15 protein-coding genes and 1 pseudogene are annotated in these 20,168 nt (G+C 74.5%); 5 read left to right on the plus strand and 11 right to left on the minus strand.

Going from position 1 to position 20,168, the window contains the following annotated elements:
* From ACFVFS_RS37535 to ACFVFS_RS37545, 3 genes and pseudogenes are all read right to left on the minus strand, one after another.
* Window positions 1-361, minus strand: a pseudogene (locus tag ACFVFS_RS37535) (M56 family peptidase); the annotation flags it as partial.
* A complete protein-coding gene (locus tag ACFVFS_RS37540) occupies window positions 358-729 on the minus strand; it encodes a BlaI/MecI/CopY family transcriptional regulator (protein ID WP_376088136.1) in 372 nt (123 codons plus the stop codon). The pseudogene ACFVFS_RS37535 and the gene ACFVFS_RS37540, both read right to left, overlap by 4 nt.
* 145 nt (window positions 730-874) lie before the next feature.
* Window positions 875-1,813: a TIGR01777 family oxidoreductase gene (locus ACFVFS_RS37545; protein ID WP_380629488.1), complete on the minus strand. Its 939-nt coding sequence runs from the start codon at window positions 1,811-1,813 to the stop codon at window positions 875-877.
* 177 nt (window positions 1,814-1,990) lie between these two features.
* On the opposite strand from ACFVFS_RS37545, the gene asnB reads away from it, so the two are divergent.
* Entirely contained in the window at window positions 1,991-3,823 is a 1,833-nt protein-coding gene (gene asnB / locus ACFVFS_RS37550) for an asparagine synthase (glutamine-hydrolyzing) (RefSeq protein ID WP_380629489.1), read from the plus strand.
* A gap of 1,301 nt (window positions 3,824-5,124) precedes the next feature.
* Here asnB and ACFVFS_RS37555 read toward each other — a convergent pair.
* Together ACFVFS_RS37555 and ACFVFS_RS37560 are read right to left on the minus strand one after the other, a co-directional pair.
* Window positions 5,125-5,793 carry a response regulator gene (locus ACFVFS_RS37555; RefSeq protein ID WP_380629490.1) on the minus strand — a complete coding sequence of 223 codons (669 nt, stop codon included), beginning with the start codon at window positions 5,791-5,793 and terminating at the stop codon, window positions 5,125-5,127.
* Window positions 5,757-7,028: a sensor histidine kinase gene (locus ACFVFS_RS37560; protein ID WP_380629499.1), complete on the minus strand. Its 1,272-nt coding sequence runs from the start codon at window positions 7,026-7,028 to the stop codon at window positions 5,757-5,759. Before ACFVFS_RS37560 ends, ACFVFS_RS37555 begins: the two co-directional genes overlap by 37 nt.
* Before the next feature lie 289 nt (window positions 7,029-7,317).
* Here ACFVFS_RS37560 and ACFVFS_RS37565 point away from each other — a divergent pair, with 289 nt between their 5' ends.
* From ACFVFS_RS37565 to ACFVFS_RS37580, 4 genes are all read left to right on the plus strand, one after another.
* Complete coding sequence (locus ACFVFS_RS37565; protein WP_380629491.1) at window positions 7,318-9,162, plus strand: BTAD domain-containing putative transcriptional regulator; 1,845 nt, start codon at window positions 7,318-7,320, stop codon at window positions 9,160-9,162.
* 174 nt (window positions 9,163-9,336) lie between these two features.
* Window positions 9,337-9,849: a DedA family protein gene (locus ACFVFS_RS37570; protein WP_380629500.1), complete on the plus strand. Its 513-nt coding sequence runs from the start codon at window positions 9,337-9,339 to the stop codon at window positions 9,847-9,849.
* A 116-nt stretch (window positions 9,850-9,965) separates the two neighbouring features.
* Entirely contained in the window at window positions 9,966-10,703 is a 738-nt protein-coding gene (locus tag ACFVFS_RS37575) for an ABC transporter ATP-binding protein (protein ID WP_380629492.1), read from the plus strand.
* Window positions 10,697-13,159, plus strand: coding sequence for an FtsX-like permease family protein (locus ACFVFS_RS37580; RefSeq protein WP_380629493.1), 2,463 nt, complete (start codon window positions 10,697-10,699; stop codon window positions 13,157-13,159). Before ACFVFS_RS37575 ends, ACFVFS_RS37580 begins: the two co-directional genes overlap by 7 nt.
* 153 nt (window positions 13,160-13,312) lie before the next feature.
* Here the strand turns inward: ACFVFS_RS37580 and ACFVFS_RS37585 are convergent, their stop codons facing one another.
* From ACFVFS_RS37585 to ACFVFS_RS37610, 6 genes are all read right to left on the minus strand, one after another.
* Entirely contained in the window at window positions 13,313-14,257 is a 945-nt protein-coding gene (locus ACFVFS_RS37585; RefSeq protein WP_380629494.1) for a TauD/TfdA family dioxygenase, read from the minus strand.
* An 83-nt stretch (window positions 14,258-14,340) separates the two neighbouring features.
* Window positions 14,341-15,279: a TauD/TfdA family dioxygenase gene (locus ACFVFS_RS37590; RefSeq protein ID WP_380629501.1), complete on the minus strand. Its 939-nt coding sequence runs from the start codon at window positions 15,277-15,279 to the stop codon at window positions 14,341-14,343.
* A 5-nt stretch (window positions 15,280-15,284) separates the two neighbouring features.
* On the minus strand, window positions 15,285-16,085 hold the full coding sequence (locus tag ACFVFS_RS37595; protein ID WP_380629495.1) for a thioesterase II family protein: 801 nt from the start codon (window positions 16,083-16,085) through the stop codon (window positions 15,285-15,287).
* Window positions 16,042-17,409 carry an MFS transporter gene (locus ACFVFS_RS37600; RefSeq protein ID WP_380629496.1) on the minus strand — a complete coding sequence of 456 codons (1,368 nt, stop codon included), beginning with the start codon at window positions 17,407-17,409 and terminating at the stop codon, window positions 16,042-16,044. The genes ACFVFS_RS37595 and ACFVFS_RS37600 overlap by 44 nt, the downstream gene beginning before the upstream one ends.
* Window positions 17,406-18,329, minus strand: coding sequence for an ornithine carbamoyltransferase (locus tag ACFVFS_RS37605; RefSeq protein ID WP_380629497.1), 924 nt, complete (start codon window positions 18,327-18,329; stop codon window positions 17,406-17,408). The genes ACFVFS_RS37600 and ACFVFS_RS37605 overlap by 4 nt, the downstream gene beginning before the upstream one ends.
* A gap of 117 nt (window positions 18,330-18,446) precedes the next feature.
* Window positions 18,447-20,168 (minus strand): serine hydrolase (locus ACFVFS_RS37610; protein ID WP_380629498.1); only part of this gene is annotated, 1,722 nt, incomplete at its 5' end.

Consider the following 20,168-nt stretch of genomic DNA (forward strand, 5'->3'; position numbering starts at 1 on the left):
GGTCCAGCGCCGTCCGGTGCCGCCGCCGCGCCCGCGCGGCCCGGGCGGCCAGCGCCGCCGCCACCGCCGCGGCGGTCGCGACCGCGGCGGCCGGCACCCACCAGCCGTGGGCGTGCGGCACGACCGCGGTGGGCCGCTCGACGTGCGGCAGCAGGCCGACCAGCCCGGCCGGCTCGTGCCCGAGCGGGGCCAGGAGGTGGTGCGCGGCCAGCAGCAGACCGGTGCCGAAGGAGGCCATCAGCGCGAGCCAGACCGCGGCGCCGAGGCGCGGGCGGGCCTGGAGCCGCCGCGAGCCGGCCAGCCGCCGGGGGAGCAGGACGCCGACCAGGAGCAGGTGGAGCGCGAGCAGGACCAGGGTCACCGGTCGTCGTCCCTGGCCTTGACCTGCTCCAGGGCGGCGAGCAGCGCCGTCGCCTCGTCCCCGCTGATCCGGTCGACGAAGTGCAGCAGCGCCCCGGCGCGGTCCGAGGTGGTCTCCAGCGCCTGGTGCATCAGCTGCGCGGTGTACGACTCCCGGGTGCAGGTCGGCTCGTACACCCAGGCGCGGCCGGCCTTCTCGCGCCGCAGCCACCCCTTGGTGTGCAGGATGTCGGCGACCGTGTTGACGGTGGTGTACGCGACGGGGCGCTGCCGCTGCAGGTCGTCGACGACCTCGCGGACGGTGGCCGGGCGGCCCCAGGACCAGAGCCGGTCCATGATCTCGGCCTCCAGATCGCCGAATCCGCGCAGCACCCGTTCGCTCCTCTGCCGTCCTGCCCGCCGTGCCGCCCGGTCCGTTCGGCCCGCCGCCCATCGTACGGCCGCCCGGGTGCGGGGGCCGTACGGGTTCCGGGGGCGCCCGTGTCCCGGGACCCGTACGGGCGGGGGGCCGCGCTCAGGGGCGCATCCGGCGGACCAGGTCGGCGGCCGCCGCGGGCCAGTGCGGATGCTCGAAGCCGAACCCGGCCGCCAGCAGCCGGCCCGGCACCACGGCCCGGCTCTTGAGCAGCAGTTCGGTGTCCGAGCGCAGCGCGAGCGCACCCGCCCGGGCCATCCACCGGGTGGCCGGCAGCCCGACCGGGATGCCCTTGGCCTGCCGGAGCGTGCGCATGAACGCCCGCTGCGGCAGCGGCTTCGGCGCGGCCAGGTTCACCGGGCCGGTGACGTCCTCGCGGTGGATCAGGAAGCGCACGGCGCGGACCAGGTCGTGGTCGTGGATCCACGACACGTACTGCGCGCCGCCGTCCACCGGCCCGCCGAGGCCGGCCCGGGAGAGCCGCACCAGCCGGTCGAAGGCGCCGCCGGCGTCCGGGCTCATCACGGCGGCGCAGCGCAGCGCGACCCGGCGGGTCCGCGGGGTGGCGGCGTCCGACTGCTCGCGCTCCCAGTCGCGCGCGATCCGCACGCTGTGGTCCCAGGACCGGGGCGCGTCGGGCTCGCCGCCGCCGATGACGCCGGTGTCCTCGTCGTGCGGGGTGCCGAAGGTGTGGGCGTAGATGGTGGCGGTGCTCATCTGCAGCCAGACCCGGGGCGGGCGCCGGGCGCCGGCGATGGCCCGGCCGACGGTCCGGGTGGAGTGCACCCGGGACTCGCGCATGTCGCGCAGGTTCTGCTCGGTGTAGCGGCAGTCGATGCTGCGCCCGGCGAGGTTGACGACGGCGTCCGCGCCGTCGAGCGCGTCCGTCCAGCGGCCGAGCGAGCGGCCGTCCCAGTGGATCTCCTGGTCCCGCCGGGGCCGGCGGGTGAGGACCAGCACCTCGTGGCCGTCGGCGGTGAGCGCCCGGTCCAGGATGCGGCCGATCTGCCCGGTTCCCCCGGGTATGACGATTCTCATCGAGACCCCCCTCGGTCGTTCGTCGGTACCCAGCCTAACCACTGTCTGAACGTGTTCAAAATGTCGGGACCGTCAGGGCGTGGCCGGAAATGTGTCCGAATCCGTGGAACCACCGCTCCCGCTTGTCCGACTGCTGGGCCGGATCCGATTGTCTGCTCGTCCAAGGAGTGCTCGCGCATGTGCGGAATCACCGGCTGGGTGTCCTTCCACCAGGACGTCCGCCACAGCGCCCCCGTCATCGAGGCGATGACCGCCACCATGACCCTGCGCGGCCCCGACGCCGGCGGCGTCTGGCTCGGCCGCCACGCGGCGCTCGGCCACCGGCGGCTCGCCGTCATCGACATCGAGGGCGGCGCCCAGCCCATGCCCGACCGGCACGAGGAGCCGGGCGCCGTCCTCACCTACAGCGGCGAGGTCTACAACCACCACGAGCTGCGGGCCGAACTGCGCGCCCGAGGGCACCGGTTCGAGACCCGCAGCGACACCGAGGTGGTGCTCCGCGCCTACCAGGAGTGGGGCGACGCGCTCGTCGAGCGGCTGGAGGGCATGTACGCCTTCGCCGTCTGGGACGAGCGCGAGCAGCGCCTGCTGCTGGTCCGCGACCGGCTCGGCGTCAAGCCGCTGTTCTGGGCGGAGATCGACGGCGGCCTGGCCTTCGGCTCCGAGCCCAAGGCGCTGTTCGCCCACCCCGAGGTCACCCCCACCGTGGACGCCGACGGCCTGCGCGAGGCCTATAGCCTGCTCTTCAACACCGGCCCCACGGTCTGGTCCGGCGTCCGCGAGGTGCACCCCGGCGGCCTGCTCGTCCTCGACCGCTCCGGCGTGCGCGAGCGCCGCTACTGGGAGCTCACCGCCCGCCCGCACACCGAGGACCTGGACGCCACCAAGGAGCGGATCGGCGAGCTGGTCGACCGTGCCGCCCGCGCCCAGCTGGAGGCGGACGTCCCGCTCTGCAGCCTGCTCTCCGGGGGGCTGGACTCCACCATCGTGACCGCGCTGGTCGCCGACGAGCTGCGCGTCCAGGAGGGCCCGCAGGCCAGGCTGCGCTCGTACGCCGTCGACTACAGCGACCAGGCCGAGCAGTTCACCGGCGACGTGCTGCGCACCGGCCACGACACCCCGTACGCCGCCGAGGCCGGCGCGTTCATCGGCAGCGAGCACTCCACCGTGGTGCTCGACCCGCGCACCCTGCTCGACCTGGAGAACCGGCGGGCCGTCGTGGTCTCCCGGGACTCGCCGATCGGCGTCGGCGACATGGACACCTCGCTCTACCTGCTGTTCGGCGAGATCCGCAAGCACTCGACGGTCGCGCTCTCCGGGGAGGCGGCCGACGAGGTGTTCGGCGGGTACCCGTGGTTCCACAACCCCAAGGCGCTCGCGGCGCAGACCTTCCCCTGGCTGCTGGTCACCGGGGACGAGGCGGCGATGCCGATCAACCCGGACCTCGCCGCCCACCTGCGGATCGCCGAGTTCCGCGACGACACCTACCGCAGCTCGCTGGCGGCCGTCCCGCACGTCGAGGGCGAGAGCGCGGCCGAGCACCGGCAGCGCGAGATGCAGCACCTGTCGCTGACCCGCTGGCTGCGCCAGCTGCTGCACCGCAAGGACCGGCTGTCGATGGCGCAGGGCCTGGAGGTGCGGGTGCCGTACTGCGACCACCGACTGGTCGAGTACGCGTTCAACACCCCGTGGGCGATGAAGAACTACGACGGGCGCGAGAAGAGCCTGCTGCGCGCGGCCGGTCAGGGCATCGCCCCGGAATCGGTGCTGTGGCGGCCGAAGAACCACTACCCGGCCACCCACCACGCCGACTACAACAGCGGCCTGCAGCGGCTCGCCCGGGAGGCGCTGGACGCGCCGCACGTGCGCGACATCGCGGACGAGACGGTGATCAAGAGCAGCCTGGACACGCCGGCCGACCAGCTGGAGTGGGGCCACCGGCTGCGGCTGGAGCGGGTCGTGGACCTCGCGCTGTGGCTGGACCACCACCGCCCGGCGCTCGCGGTCTGAGGAGGCGCCGGCGAGCGTGTGACCCCGTAGGGCGTGAGATGCGCGCACCGATCCCCGTGGCCGAGGCGGCCGCGGGGATCGGTGCTGTGTGCGCCTGTTGGCGGGAGGCCCCGCCCGGGGCGCGGTGGACGGAACGTCGGCGCGGGACGGGAGGGGCGCACGCGCGGCCGTCGGGCCCGTGGCGCCCCGGCGGAAGGCGTCGCCGGGGGAGGGCCGGTGGAACGCCCGCGAATCGATCCGGTCCGGCCCCCGGACCGCCGATTCGGAAAGGGCGGATCGGGCGGTGCGGCGGCCGGGTGCTCCGTGGCCGCACCGGCCTACGGAATTCCTATATTTCGACTCGAACGCGCCATCTATCGAACTCATCCCGCCAACCCGGCCGCCGGGGGCTGTGTCGGCGCGAGGATGGGTATGGAGTGAGCTGAAATCATCCCGCCGACGGCTGTTGGGTTCTGCGGCCGGGCGGTCGATCAATATACGGGGGCCGAGACGTGGATGGATGCACCCATTTCAGATGGTTGGTGAGCACTGTCCAGGCAGCCTCGGATTCCGGTTGTCTCCATCGATTGCTCCCGGTGGAAGCCGCCGTCGAGTCGGTTGCCGGATCGTTCGTGCGGGGGTGTGAGTTATGATGCGGTTCCGCGGCCAGGGCGCCATGGAACCGCCCGCATCCGGGCCGTGAGTCCGGTGCGGTGGCCGGCCGGAACGGACGCCGTCGCGAACGTCAGCCATGGGGGGCTCTCGTCGCGTCGGCGGTGAGTCGGTGGTGCCGGTGAGCCGGTGGTGCCGGGCGGTCGGCGGCGATCTCCTGGACCGGCGGGCGACCTCGGCCGCCCGGCCGGGCGCACCGCGGTGCTCGTTCGATTCCGCGTGCGAGTGCGCGTGCGGATCAGGGTCCGGACCGCCTGACGTTCCCTCGTGCCACGGCGTTCCGCGGGAAGGCCGACACGGGATCTGACGCGGGGTCCGACGCACGCGCGTCCGCCGCCCTCCGGCGGAACGCCGCGCTCCGTTCCGCTTTTCGATGATCGGCGGGCCCGGCCGGCCCACTGTGCTCACCGTCGGCCGCGCGCTGCCCGGGGCCGTGCGGGCGGCACCGCCGCCGTCCGCGGACCACCGCGGGCGGGGCGCCTCGTCCGGCACGGGTCTGCCCGAAGGCGGCCGGACGGTACCACGTCACGTTCCACACATGTCAGCGCAGCGCGCGTCAACGGGGGTACATCGTGCAGGTCAGAGGGTTGGACGCGGTCGTGGGCCCGCCGCGGCCGGCGGGCGGCGAGCCGTCGCGGCCGGGCCGTCGGTCAGGCCCGCAGATAGGCGAGGACGGCCAGCACCCGGCGGTGGGTCTCGTCGGTCGGAGGCAGGTCCAGCTTGGTGAGGATGCTGCCGATGTGCTTGCCGATCGCGGCCTCGGAGACCACCAGCTCCTTGGCGATCGCGCCGTTGGACTTGCCCTCGGCGATCAGCGCCAGCACCTCGCGCTCGCGCGGCGTGAGCTTCTCCAGCGGGTGGCGCCGGCGGCGCAGCAGCTGGCGCACCACCTCGGGGTCGACCACCGTCCCGCCGTCCGCGACCTCGTGCAGGGCGTCGACGAACTCCTCGACCTGGCCGACGCGGTCCTTCAGCAGATAGCCGATCCCCGAGCCGTCACCGGAGTCCAGGAGGTCCGAGGCGTAGGTGCGCTGGACGTACTGGCTGAGGACCAGGACCGGCAGGGTGGGCCGCGTCTCGCGCAGCCGCACCGCCGCGTGCAGTCCCTCGTCCTGGAAGCCGGGCGGCATGCGGACGTCCGTCACCACGATGTCCGGCTCGTGCTCCTCGACCGCGGTGATCAGCGCCTCCGCGTCCCCCACCGCCGCGACCACCTCGTTCCCGCACCGGCTGAGCAGACCGACGAGGCCTTCCCGCAGCAGCACGCTGTCCTCGGCGAGCACTACGCGGAGCGGCCGGCCGCTTTGGTCAACTCGCAAGGGAACTCCACAAGCAGCAGGGTCGGTCCACCCGGTCGACTGGACAGGGCAAGTCTGCCATCGAGGACGGACACCCGGTCCGCGAGTCCGGTGAGTCCGCTGCCCGCGGTGGGATCCGCGCCGCCCCGGCCGTCGTCGCGCACCTGGAGGAACAGGCGGCCGTCGCGGTGACCGCCGCTCACCTGCGCGCGGTCGGCCCCGCTGTGCTTGGCGACGTTGGCGAGCGCCTCGCAGACCACGAAGTACGCCGCGGACTCGACCGCCTGGGGAAGCCGGCCGGGCAGTTCGAGGTCGACCTCGACGGGCACGGCGGAGCGGTCGGCGGCGTCCGCGACCGCGGCCTCCAGGCCGTAGTCCGCGAGGATCTTGGGGTGGATGCCCTGGATCAGCTCGCGCAGCTCGGCGAGCGCTTTCCCGGCCTCCTCGTGGGCCTTGGCGAGCTGGTCGGCGAGCGGGCCGGGCGGAGCGTCCAGCCGGGCCAGGCCGAGGGTCATCGTCAGGGCCACCAGCCGCTGTTGCGCGCCGTCGTGCAGGTCGCGCTCGATGCGGCGGCGCTCCGCCTCGAAGGCGTCCACCAGGCGCACCCGGGAACGGGACAGCTCGACCACCTTCGCGTCCAGCTCGCCCTCGCGGGAGGTGATCAGCAGACGGGCCAGTTCGGCCCGGGCGCCCGCCGCGACGCCGAGCACGTAGCCGCAGGCGACGAGCACGAGCAGACCGAGCACGGCGACGCCGAACGCGGTCGGCCAGGTGGTGATCGTCCACTGCTTGAGCACCTTCGTCTCGTGGCCGTCGCCGACCGTGGCCATCGTCACGGGGGCGGCGACCATGGAGACGGGCAGGAGCAGCCCGAAGGTCACGACCAGGGCGTCGATCGGCCACAGCAGTCCGGCGAACAGCAGCGCGTGGCCGAGCTCCCGCCAGGTCGACTGCTCGCGCAGCCGGGTGGTCAGCCAGCTCCACATCCCCGGTGCGGCCGGCGGCTGGTGCTGACCGACCGTCGGGTTGCGGTCGATCAGGCGCAGCCGGTGGCGCTCCATCCAGGCCACCGGGATCCCGCTGAGGGCGACCATGGCGAGCAGCGGCAGCCCCACCAGAGCGACGGCGAGCACTCCGCAGAGGGCGGCCACCGTCACGATCGCCACCAGGGTGACGGCACCGGCCACCGCGCCGGTGGACAGGTAGGCGACGGAGCGCCAGGGCCAGGCCGACAGCAGGAAGTTCGGCCGGGACATGGCCTGCCACACAGTGCGAGGGTGCATGGGACCACGGTAGGCGGACGGATCGGTCCGGCGCCATCGGTCCAGATGGCGGGTCGGGGGTAGGGCCAGCCCCACCCCCGTACGGGCCCGCAGGCCCGGGCGGGGGGAATGCGGAGCCGTGCCGACCGCGCTCCCCGGCCGACCGGAAAAGTCGTTTTCCAGCAATGTGTGGGCGGATAAAGTTCGCAGACGGATATTCAGTGGTTCGATTCTTGCCATGGCCGCCTTCTTCGGGGCGTCCATCCAGCAGATGGGGGTTTGCATGGAATTCAGGCTGCTCGGTCCGGTCGAAGCTCGGAAGGGGGGGCTTCGCGTCCCGCTGTCGGGCACCAAGATGCACACGGTCCTCGCCGTGCTGCTCCTCGCCCGCGGTCGCGTGGTGAGCGACGTCAGACTGAGCGAACTGCTGTGGGGATGGGATCCGCCGTCCACCTGGAACGCCCAGATCTACACCTACATCTCCAGACTGCGGAAGCTGCTCGGCCCCGGGGCCGACCTGGTCCGCCGGCAGCCCGGCTACCAGCTGGTCGCCGAGGGGGCGCGGGTCGACCTCCTGGAGTTCGGGCAGCTGGAGCGGCTCGGGCGCAGGGCCCTGGAGGAGCGGCGGTTCACGCAGGCGGCCGAGACGCTGGGGAAGGCCCTCGACCTGTGGCAGGGGCCGGCGCTGGCCAACTGCACGCCGCACCTCGCGGAGGCGGAGCTGCCGCGGCTGGAGGAGGCCCGGATGACCGTCCTGGAGCACCGCATCGAGGCGGACCTCGCGCTCGGCCGGCACGGCCTGCTGGTCTCCGAACTCACCCGGCTCGTCGCCGAGTTCCCGGTCCGTGAGCGGCTCCGGGCGCAGCTGATGGCCGCCCTGTACCGGTGCGGGCGGCAGGCCGACGCCCTGCACGTCTACCACGAGGGCCGCGAGGTGCTCGCCGAGGAACTGGGGGTGGACCCGGGGCCCGACCTCGCCGCCGCCTACCGGTCCCTGTTGAGCGGAGAGCTGGACGCCCTTCCGCACCCCGCGCCGGACCCGGTGCCCGGTCCGCCGCCGGTGGCCGTGCCGCCGGTCACGGTTCCGCCGGCGCCGAGCGACTTCACGGGCCGGGGGTACGAGTTCGACGAGCTGCTGGAGCGCCTGCAGCCGTCGCGGGCGAACGGCGGCGCCGGGTTCCGGCCGCGCCGGTTACTCATCAGCGGGATGCCCGGGGTCGGCAAGACCGCGCTCGCCCTCCGGGCCGCCCACGCGGCGGCCGACCGCTTCCCGGACGGCCTGCTGTACGCCAGGCTGCGCGGCGACGACGGCGCCGTCGTGGACTGCGGCGAGGTCCTGGTCACGCTGCTGCGGGCACTCGGCGAGAGCCCCCGGAACCTGCCGGACCCGAACGGCGGGGCGGCCCGGACCGAGGAACTGGTCCACCGGTACCGGACCCTGACGGCCGGACGCAGGCTGCTGATCCTCCTGGACGACGCGGTGAACGAGCTGCAGCTGGACCCGCTGCTGCCGGCCACGGCCGACGCCGCCGTTCTGGTGACGAGCCGCAACCGGCTCTCCGCGGTGCCCGGTTCGTGGACCGTGGCGCTGGATCCCATGGGGCCCGGCGAGTGCCTGGACCTGCTCGCCGCGATCGTCGGGGCCTGCCGGATCGCCGCGGAGCCCGAGGCGGCCCGCGCCGTCGTCGAGGCCTGCGGCCGGCTGCCGCTCGCACTGCGGGCCGCCGCCGCCCGGCTCGCGGCCCGGCCGCACTGGCCGGTGACCCGGTTCGCGCGCCGGCTGGCCGATCCCGCCTCCCGCGTCGAGGAGCTCCGGGCGGGCACCTTCGACGTGGGGCGGAGCCTCCTCGCGGCCTTTCAACGGCCCCAGTGGGAACGGCAGCTGATTCGGCGTCTGGCCGCTTTTCCGGCCCCGGAATTCACCGCGGAGGAGGCCGCCGCCCTGCTCGGAATGCCCGAGAACCCGGTCGAGGAGCTGCTGGAGCGGCTGGTCGAGGCCTCGCTCCTGGAGGCACGCGGCATCGACCCCACCGGTGCGCCCTGCTACTCCTTCCACCCGCTGCTCCGGCTCACCGCGGCGAGCCTGGAGGAGTTCCCCGCGGCAGGGCAGCTGCTGCGGGCGGGTTGAGGCGACGCCCCCGGCGGACCCGGCCCGCGGCCCCGGCGGGCTGGGGTGAGCCGGGCCCGACGCCCGGGGGTAGGTTTGGCCCTACCCCAAGTCTCGTCCCTGCCGCAGTGCGCCGCGCGGGGTCTCTGCGGTTTCGTGGAGGCACGACGGAGACGAGGGAGGGGGCGCCCCGTGATGGGATGGCTGGCCGAGCGGATGCTGGCGCACGGCGGCTTCGGCATCCTCGCCGCCGTGCTGCTGCTGCCCGCCCTGGAGGCGGCGCTCCCGATCGTGGGCGCGCTGCTGCCCGGGCAGACCGCGGTGGTGCTGAGCGGGGTGCTCGCCTCGCACGGGCACGTCACGGTCGAGGCGGTCCTGCTGACCGCGCTCGTCGGCGCGGTACTGGGCAACCTGGCCGGGTACGCCATCGGAAGCCGTTGGAGCGAGCGGCTGATGGCCCGGGTGACGAGCCGCACCCGGCACCGCAGATTCACCGAGCGCGCCCTGGGGCTGATCGAGCGTCAGGGCGGCGGCGCGGTGTTCGTGGGCCGTTTCACCGCGGTGCTGCGGACCCTGGTGCCGACGCTGTGCGGGGCGACCGGGATGCCGCTGCGCCGCTACCTCCTCTGGTCCGTGCTCAGCAGCGCGGTCTGGGCGCCGGCCTTCGTCCTGATCGGCTACCTGCTGGGCCCGGCCGGGCCCGGATGAGCGGGCCGCCCCGGGAGCGACCGGCACCACGTAGTACTCCGAAGTCCCCGAAGTCCCCGAAGTCTCCGTCCCGCCGAGGCGAGCGGGACGACGTCCACCGACACGAGTTGGAACACATGAGCAACGACGCGATCCGATTGCGCTCCGTGACCCGGAAGTACGGCTCGGGCGGCACGTCCGTCACGGCCCTGGACGAGGTGACGCTCTCCTTCCCGAGGGGGACCTTCACCGCCGTGATGGGCCCCTCCGGCTCCGGCAAGTCGACCCTGCTGCAGTGCGCCGCGGGCCTGGACCGGCCCACGTCGGGCTCGATCACCGTGGGGGACACCGAGCTGTCCACACTGAGCGAGACCAAGCTGACCCTCCTGCGCCGCGAGCGCATCGGCTTCGTGTTCCAGTCCTTCAACCTGCTGTCCTCGCTGAGCGCCGAGCAGAACGTGGCCCTGCCGATGCGGCTGGCCGGCCGCCGCCCGAAGAAGGCCCAGGTGCGCGAGGTCCTCGAACAGGTGGGACTCGGTGACCGGGCGCGGCACCGCCCGACGGAGATGTCCGGCGGGCAGCAGCAGCGGGTCGCCCTGGCCCGCGCCCTGATCACCCGCCCCGAAGTGCTGTTCGGCGACGAGCCGACCGGCGCGCTCGACACCCAGACCAGCCGCGAGGTGCTGGCCCTGCTGCGCGGCATGGTCGACCGGGACGGCCAGACGATCATCATGGTCACCCACGACCCGGTCGCCGCCTCCTACGCCGACCGCGTCGTCTTCCTCGTCGACGGCCGGGTCAACGGAGAGCTGCTCGGCCCCACCGCCGAGGACATCGCGGCGCGGATGACGAAGCTTGAGGCGACGCCGTGCTGAGCACCTCGCTGCGCGGCCTGCGCACCCGCTGGGTCACCTTCGTCGGCAGCTTCGTCGCCCTCTCCCTCGGCGTGGCGCTGATCGCCGTGATGGGACTGGCCCTGGCGTCCTCGCTGGACGCGCCCGAACGGGGTCCGGAGCGGTTCGCCGCCGCGCCGGTCGTCGTCAAGGGCCAGGACACCCTGACGGTGCCCACCTCGATCGGCGACCGCAGCCAGAAGCTCGCCCGGCCGCGGGCCGTTCCGGACGACGCGGTCGCCAGGCTGCGGGGCCTGGGAACCGTCGTCCCGGACCGGTCGTTCGCCGTCCGGGCCGAGGGCGGGCCCGCCGCCCTGACGGGCCACCCGTGGTCCACCGCGGCCTTCGCGCCGTACCGGCTCGACGCGGGACGCGCGCCCAAGGCCGCCGACGAGGTCGTCGTCAGCGGCGACTGGGCCCGACCGGGTACCCAGCTGCGGACGGACGCCGGCCCGGTGCGCGTGGTCGGCACCGTGGCCGGGCTCGGCTTCGAGGACGCCGTGTTCTACACCGACGCCCGCGCCGCCGAACTGTCGCCGTACAGCCCCCAGCTCGTGGTCGACGCCGACGCGGCGGCCGTGCGCGAGGCGGTGCGCGGCAGCGAGGGCGTCCGGGTCCTCACCGGGAACGAGCGCCGGTACGCCGACGCCGACCCCGACCGGGACAGCGAGGCGCTCACCGCGATGAACGCCATGTTCGGCACGGCCGGCGGCGTCACCGGGTTCGTCTCGGTGTTCGTGGTGGCCTCCACCTTCGCGTTCGCGGTGGCCCAGCGGCGCCGTGAGTTCGGGCTGCTGCGCACCGCCGGGGCGACCCCGGGCCAGATCCGCCGGATGGTCGTCTACGAGGCGCTCGCCGTCGGCGTGCTGGCCTCGGCGGCCGGCTGCCTGCTGGGCTCCTACGGGGCCCCCAAGCTCGCCGCCTGGGCGGTGGACGAGCGCCTCGCGCCCCGCTGGTTCACCATCGGGGACTACACCTGGCCGTACCACATGGCGTTCTGGACGGGCCTGCTCGTGGCCCTGTGCGGCGTGCTCGCCGCGTCCTGGCGGGCGGGGCGCACCGGCCCCACCGAGGCGCTGCGCGAGGCGTCCGTGGACACCCGGCCGATGACCTGGGGCCGCTGGCTGTTCGGCGGCGTCCTGGTGATCACGGCCGTGGTGACCCTGGTCCTCGCCCTGGTGTCGGACCCGGGCGGCCTGCTCCAGCGCAAGACCTATGTGAGCCGGCCGATGCTGCTGATCACCGCGGTCGCGCTGCTCGCACCGGTGCTGGTGGCGCCGCTGGCCCGGCTGCTCGCCTGGCTGCCGGCCCAGCTTCCGGGCGCCGGCGGCATGCTGGTGCGGGAGAACGCCGCCACCGGGGTCCGCCGCACCGCCGCGGTCGCGGCGCCCGTGCTGGTCACCGTCGCGCTGGCGGGCTCGCTGCTCGGCGCCACCGCCACCATCAACGGGGCGAAGGCCACCGAGGTGCGGGAGCAGACGGCCGCGGACTTCGTGGTCACTCCGGCGGGCGGCGCGGGCGCCGGCTTCGACGAGGCGGTCCTGCGGCGGCTGCGGTCCGTGTCCGGCGCCGAGGTGTCGGCGAGCTCGTCGAGCGCCGTCTACGTCCTGGAGGACGGCGTGGCGCTCAGCCGGTCCGACGCCAGGGCCGCCGAGCCGGCACCGCTGGAGGCGACCGCCCGGCTCCCGATCGTGGCGGGGAAGGTCAGCGACCTGGACGACGACTCGATCGTCGTCAACGAGGAGTGGGCCACGCACACCGTCGGCGAGCGGGTGGACCTCTGGCTCGGCGACGGCACCCGGAAGTCCCTGAGGATCGTCGCGGTCATGAGCACCGGGACCGGGAACAACGGCGTCTACGTCACCCCGCGCAACGGCTCCGCGGCGCCCGTCGACCGGGTCGACGTGCGCCTCGCGAACGGCGCCGACGCCAACGCCGTGGCCGCCGGGCTGCGCCAGGCGCTGGGGGAGCCCGGCGGGGAGGTCCTCACCCGGGAGGCCTGGGTGCGGGAGACGTACCCCGAGACCAACCGGACGACCCGGATGGGCTTCTTCCTGGTCCTCGGGATCGCGCTCCTCTACACCGGCATCTCGCTGGCCAACACGATGGTCATGGCGACCTCCGACCGGGTCCGCGAGCTGGCCGTGCTGCGGCTGGCCGGCGCCACCACGGGGCAGGTGCTGCGGCTGGTGGCCGCCGAGGCGCTGATGGTGGTCGTGGTCGGCGGAGTGCTGGGCGCGCTGGTCGCCGGCCTCAACCTGGCGGGCATGTGGAGCGCGCTGGGCCTGCTCTCGGTGTGGACGACCATCGAGGTCCCGTGGGCGACGATCGCGGCGGCGCTGGGCGCCTGCATGGTGCTCGCCGTGGTCTCGGCGGTCGTGCCGGCGGGCCTCTCCCTGCGGCGCAGGGCCGTGGAGCTGGCGGGAACCCGGGAATGACCCCCTGATCCGGCGCCGGGCGGTGAACCCCCGCACCGTTCGGCGCCACCTCCGGACCGCCCCGGCACTCCGGTGGCCGCGGCGGGGAGGCAGAACGGCGGGGCGCCCCCCAGGGGCGCCCCGCCGTCGGCCTTCTCCGGGGCCTTCCCCCCGTCAGCCGGTGCCCGCCGACCGGCCTCCGTCCCACGGCTCGGCCATCGCGACGGCCACCTTGCGGGGGCCGGTGAACGGCTCGCGGCCGTGCGCCGCCAGCATGTTGTCGACGACGAGGACGTCGTCGCGCTGCCAGTCGAAGCGGGTGGACGCCGCCCGGTAGGCGGCCCGCAGGTGGTCCATCACCTCGTCGGGGATGCGGCCGCCGTCACCGTAGTACGTGTTGGTGGGCAGGTCCTCCTCGGCGTAGAACTCCCGCAGGCCGCTGCGGACCTCCGGGGCCAGCGTGCTGACGTGGAAGAACGTGGCGTGGTTGAACCAGACCCGGCTGCCGCTCGCCGGGTGGGTGTGCACCGCCCGGCGGACGGCGGTGGTGCGCAGTCCGCCGTCCGGCCGCCAGTGCGGTTCGATGCCGCGGTCGCGGCAGTACTCCTCGACGGCGCCCCGGTCCCGGGTGCCGAACGCCTCCTGCCACGGCACGCCGAACTCCGCGTGGAAGTTGCGGACGACCTGCCAGCCCCTGCGCTCGAACTCCCCCCGGACCTCGGGGTCGATCCGCCGGTAGACCTCGCGGATGTCGGCGAGCGGGGTGGCTCCCAGGGTGAGCGCCGGCTCGATGCAGTAGAAGTACAGGGTGCTCGGCCAAGCGGCCTGGTACGAGTTCTCGTTGTGCAGGAAGATCTCCTCGTCGGCCGGGTAGTCGGTCGACGTGTACACCTGCCCCTTGATGGTGGAGCGCGGCGAGGAACGTTCGGCGTAGCGCAGCGGGGCGCTGCCGGACAGGCCCCGCACCACGCCGTCGAAACCGTCGACGCCGCCGACCTCGAAGCCGCGGAGCAGGACGGCCCCACGCTCGCCGAGGACCTTGCGGAGGTCCTCGCGGTGGGCGGCGACGTACGCGTGCAGGGAGGTGCCCGGTTCTGCGGTGAATTCGATCGCGGTCATGTGACCAGCACTCCTGTCTCGTGTGCGGCGGTCATCGCCTCGGTCCGTTCGTCGGTGGGACGCGTGGACGTGGAGCGGGAAGGTCAGTCCGACATGGCGACCAGCACCCGGCGGTCGCCGGTGAAGGGACGGCGGCCGTGGGCCAGCAGGACGTTGTCGATCACCAGCAGGTCGCCGGTGCGCCAGTCGACGTCGACGGCGTGCTCCAGGCCGCGGTCGCGGATCTGCTCGACGTACGCGGCCGGGATGGGGCGGCCGTCCGCGAAGGTGACGTTCTGCGGCAGGTCCTCCTCGGGCATGATCTGCGCCAGGGCGGCCGCGGTGTCGTCCCCGAGGCCGGCCGGGTGCCACTGGTCGGACTGGTTGAACCACACCTCCGCCCCGGTGACCGGGTGGCGGGTGGTGGCCGGGCGCAGCGAGGAGACGCGCAGGCTGCCGTCCGCCCGCCACTCCCACTGGGCACCGGTCGGGGCGAGGAACGCCTCCACGTCCGCGCGGCTGGTCGTCTCGAAGGTGTCCTGCCAGCTCTTGCCCAGGCCGTAGCCCTCGTGCAGGTTCTGCACGTAGCGCACGCCGCCCGCGAAGGCCTCCCGCACCTCGGCGTCCAGGGACTCCAGCCACAGCGCCGCGTCCACCACCGGGGTGGCGCCGCCGCCGCCCGGCTGGATCTGGCAGTAGAAGGCGAGGCGGGCGGGCCAGGCGTGGGCGTAGCTCATCTCGTTGTGCATCGAGATGGTGAACTCCTGCGGGTACTCGGTCGAGGTGTAGACGTTGCTGCCGACCTTGGTGCGCGGCGAGTTGCCGTGCACGTAGGCGAGCCGGTTGGGCAGCAGCAGGTCCAGCGCCTCGTCCAGGCGGTCGGGGGAGACCCCGAAGCCCCGGAAGACCAGTCCCTTCTTCTCCGTCAGCAGCCGGGTCAGCTCCTGCGGTCCCAGGTCGGTGAGGCGGGTGACGAGTTCGTCGGCGCCACCGCCCTGCTCGGCCTCGATCGCGAACGGGGCCCAGGTGTCCGTCTGTGCCATCGGGTTCATGCCTCCAGATCCTTGGTGATGTCGGCGACCAGCTCCGCCTCCCGCGGGGAGAGGTAGAAGTGGTCGCCCGGGTAGGTGCGCAGGGCGAAGTCCTCGGCCCTGGTCAGCTCGGACCAGGCCAGGACGGAGTCCGGGTCGCAGCCGGGGTCCTGGAGTCCGAGGCAGGCGGTGATCGGCGCCCTGGTCCGCAGGGGTGGGGACGCCGGGCGGTAGGCCTCGACGAGCCGATAGTCGGCGCGCAGCGCGGGCAGCAGCAGTTCGCGCAGCTCGGGGATGTCGTACGCCTCCGAGCCCGGCGAGCCCAGGCGGCGCACCCCGGCCAGCAGGTCCTCGTCGCCGGACGGGCGCGGGCCGGTGCGGCGGATCCGGTGCGGCGCCGAGCGGCCGGAGACGATCAGCCGGCGCGGTACGACCCCGTGCCGGGACTCCAGCCGCAGGGCGGTCTCGTAGGCGACGTTCGAGCCCATGCTGTGCCCGAACAGGGCGAGCGGGCGGTCGAGGCGGGGCAGCAGTGCGGCGGTGACGGCGTCGGCGAGCTCGGCCATGTCCGCGGGGAACGGGTCGGCCAGGCGCTCCTGCCGGCCCGGGTAGCGGACCGCCAGCAGCTCCACGTCCGCGGGCAGCCGGGCCGCCCAGCCCTGGAAGAGCTGGGCGGTGCCGCCGGCGTGCGGGAAGCACACCAGGCGGATCCGGGGCGGCCGGCCGGTGGCGGCCGGGTGGACCCGCAGCCACGGGTCCTCCCAGCCGGACCGGTCAGCCGCGCGCGGCACCGCCGGTGCCGGTGTCGGTCTCGTCATCCGTGATCTCTCCCTTCAGATCCGGGGCCAGGACGGTGAACAGGGCGAGGACGGCCATCGCGCCGGCGATCGCGTGGACGGTGGTCCGGGCGCCCCAGGCCGCGAGGAGCAGGCCGGCCGCGGAGGACCCGAGCGCGTTGGTCCCGGAACCGATGAGTCCGGCCGTCGCGGCGACCCGGCCCTGGAGCGCGTCGGGGGTGGTGCGGACCTGGTAGACGGCCGCGCCGACGTTGAACACCGCGCCGACGAAGCCGATGCCGGCGTACAGCGCGCCCAGTGCGACCGGTGCGCCGGTGAAGCCCATCGCGCCGATCAGCAGCGCCCAGGTCACGGCTCCGCCGATGAGCAGGGTGCGCTGGCGCATCCGGCGCTGGATCCGGCTGCCCGTGAGCGCTCCGCACAGGCCGCCGACGCCGCCGATGCCCATGACGACGGCGAGCGTCGCCGAGGGCAGTCCCGTCTCCTTGATCCGCAGGATCAGCGCGAGTGCCAGCATCTGGAACAGCACGTTGGTGCCGGCGACGTACCCGAGCGCCGCGCGCAGGAACCGCTGCCGCCACAGCCAGCGCATCCCCTCCGCGACCTCGGTCGCCATCCGGGGCCGGTCGGCGCGGTCGGCGCGCTCCTGCTGGAAGTCCTTGCGGATCAGCAGCAGGGAGAGGGCGGAGAGCAGGTAGCCGAGCGCGCCGAAGCCGAACGGCAGCCAGCGGGCCGCGGACTGCAGCAGCACGCCGGCGGGCTGGCCGAGCAGCCCGGCCGCCCGCCCGCGCGCCTCGTTCTGCGCGAGGGCGGCCGGCAGGTGCGCCGGATGCACGAGGTTGCGCACGGCGCCGCGTTCGGCGAGCCGGTAGAACACCGCGAGGGCGGCCTCGACGAAGGCCGCGGCCGCCAGGTGCGCCACCGTCGTGCGGCCCGCCGCGAGGGCGAGCGCGACGCTGCCCACCACGGCCAGCCGGCCGGCCTCGCACGCGAGCATCAGCCGCCGCCGGTCCCAGCGGTCCACGAGCGCCCCGGCCGGCAGCTGCACCAGCAGCAGCGGCAGCAGGGCCGCGGTGGACACCACGGACATGGCCAGCGGGGAGCTGGTGTGCCAGAGCACGATCAACGGGTAGGCGACCGCCGTGACCCGGGCGGAGAGGAAGGACAGGCTCGCCCCGGACCACAGCAGCAGGAACTCCCGGTTGCGGCGCAGTGGCCGGTCCGGGCCCGCGGCCGGGCCGGCCCCGGTGGCCGTCGCGGGCTCGTCGGCCGACCCGTCGACGGGCTCGTCGGCAGGCCCGTCGGCGGGACCGTCGACGGCCTCGGCGCCCACGACGCGGGTCATGCCCGGCACCACTCCAGGACCGCCATCGCGCTGTGCATCTTGTTCTCGGCCTGCGCGAAGGCGATGCTCGCGGGGCCGTCGAGGACCTCGGCGGTGACCTCGTCGCCGCGGTGCGCCGGCAGGTCGTGCATGAAGACGGCCGCCGGACTGGTCTCCCACAGCGCCGCGGTCACCTGGAACGGGGCGAAGACCGTGCGCCAGTCCGGGTCGGGCTTCGCGGTGCCGGTGGTCTGCCAGCGCGTGGTGTAGACGACGTCCAGGCCGGCCGGCAGGTCGTCCATGTGGTGCCGCTCGCGGAACACCGACCCGTACCGCGCGGCCTGCTCGGCCGCGCGCTCGCGGTAGGAGGGGGCCAGGCCGTAGCCGGGCGGGGTGCGCAGGTCGAACTCGACGCCGGGGAAGCGGGTCAGGGCGAGGGACAGCGCGGAGGCGGTGTTGTTGCCCTCGCCCACGTAGAGCACGCGCAGTCCCTCGACCTTGCCGAACCGCCGGTGCATCGTGGTCAGGTCGGTGAGCGCCTGGGTGGGGTGCTCGTCGGCGCTCATCGCGTTGACCACGGCCATCCGGTCCTGGGCGGCCCAGGCGCGCATCTCGGCGGGGTCACCCGCGGTGCGGGCGACCAGGACGTCGAGCATGCGGGACATCACCCGGCCGGTGTCCTCGCTGGTCTCGCCGGTGTTGAGCTGGAGGTCGCCGGGGCCGTACGCGATGATCTGCGCGCCCAGCCGCAGAGCGCCGCTGGAGAAGGCGGTCCGGGTGCGGGTGGAGGTCTTGCTGAAGTAGACGCCCACGACGTCCCCGGCGAGCGGGGCGGGGCGTCCCGCGGTGCCGGCCGAGAACTCCGCGCCCCGGAGGACCAGGGCCTGCAGATCGGTGTCGTCGAGGTCGTCGATCGAGATCAGATGCCGGACGGATGCCACGGATTCCTCCTCTTCCTTCGGGGGTGCGGGCCGGCCGGTCCCCGAGGGGTGCCGGCCGGCCGATCGGAGCGGGAACGGGGGTGTGCTCCCCGCACGGTCCGTGCGGGGAGCGCGCGGTCAGGCCCGTTCGTCGCCGGGGACGGACCGGAGGACCGCCGGGAGCCCGTCGCCGCCGTCGGCGACGCGCCAGTCGGAGGCCAGCCGTCCGCTGCCGAAGCCGGCCTGGGCACGGCCCAGTTCGGCCGCCAGGTACTTGATGACGGCCTTTCCGGAGTCGGCGTTGGTCAGGGCGACGAAGCCGGTGCCGCCGTGCAGGTGGCTGATCGCCATGTTCAGGTAGCCCGTGGGTTCGCCGCCGTGGCCGAACTCCAGGTCGTCGCCGCTGTCGTCGACGATGGTCCCGAGCCCGTAGAAGGTGCCGGTCTCGCCCGCCAGCAGCTCCCGGGCCAGGGCCTGGGGGACCAGCGCCCCCGGCGCGCCGAGCAGGGCGTCGCGCACCGCGACCACGAACCGGGCCGTGTCCGCGGCCGTCGTCCACAGACCCGCGGCCGCGAGGTGGGCGCGCACGCGCCAGCCGCCCTTGAGCGGGGTGCCGTGGGCGTCGTGGCCGAGCGCCACCGGCAGGCCGGAGGTGTGCGGGTGGTCCTGGTCGAAGCTGCTGTCGGCGAGGCCGAGCGGGTCCAGCACCAGCCGCCGGATCAGCGGCTCGAACGGCTCGCCCGTGACGTCCTCCAGCACCTGCTGGACCACCCAGTAGTGGGTGCTGCTCTTGCGGAACACCTCTCCCGGCGGCAGCTCTCGGCGCACCCGGGGGGTGGTCACCGGCGCCCCGCCCTCCAGCAGGTCGAGCAGCCGCGGCACCGGCTCCCCGGGGCGGCACGCGAAGCCGCGCTGCTGGGCGAGCCCGGCGCGGTGCCCGAGCAGCATCCGCAGGGTGACGCGTCCCGGAGCGCCCGGCGCCTCGTCGAGGTGCCAGGAGGTGAGGTAGTCGTCGATGTCGGTGTCCAGGTCGACGATCCCCCGCTCCACCAGGCGCAGCACGCCCAGCGCGGTGACGTGCTTGCTGATCGAGCCGACCTGGAACAGGGTGCGGTCCGTCACCGGCGCCCCGCCGCCGGCCGCGAGCACGCCGTGGCCCTCGACGGCCGCCACGGCGCCGTCCCGGATGACGGCGAGGGCGACACCGGGCACGTGGTGCTCCGCCATGATCGCGTCGATGTCCTCGGCGAACCCGCCCGGTGCGGCGGGGGTCCGGTCGTGCGGCGCGCCGGCGAGGAGGGCGGCGGCCCGCGTCACCGCCTCGCTCGCCCCCTCCCGGCCGTCCTCGCCGGCCTGCCGGAGCAGTTGGGCCAGCAGCTCCGCCGGGACCTCCACGGTGGTCGGGGCCGCGGACCGCGGCCGGTCGGCGGCCGGGTCCGCCGGGCCGGCGTCACCGGACCCGGCCGGGGGCGCACCGGGCCCGCCGGAGGCGGCGGCCGTGTCCGCGTCCACCGCCTCCGCCAGGGCGATCAGGGTGTCGTGCTGGTACATGCGGTAGATCGAGACCGCCAGGCCGGCGGCGCGGGCCGCGGCCAGGACCTTGATCATGAGCAGCGAGTGGCCGCCGAGGTCGAAGAAGCGGTCGTGGACGCCGATCTGGTCGACGCCGAGGACCTCGGACCAGATGGCGGCCAGCGCCTTCTCGGTCGGGGTGCGCGGTGGCACGTGCTCCGTGCCGGTGCGCAGCGCGCCCCGGTCGGGCACCGGCAGGGCGCGTCGGTCGATTTTGCCGTTGGCGTTGAGGGGGAGGGTGTCGAGGGTGATGTAGGCGGAGGGGAGCATGTAGTCGGGGAGGTGGGC

Origin of the sequence: Kitasatospora sp. NPDC057692 (assembly GCF_042799475.1) — a bacterium.
Lineage (GTDB): Bacteria > Actinomycetota > Actinomycetes > Streptomycetales > Streptomycetaceae > Kitasatospora.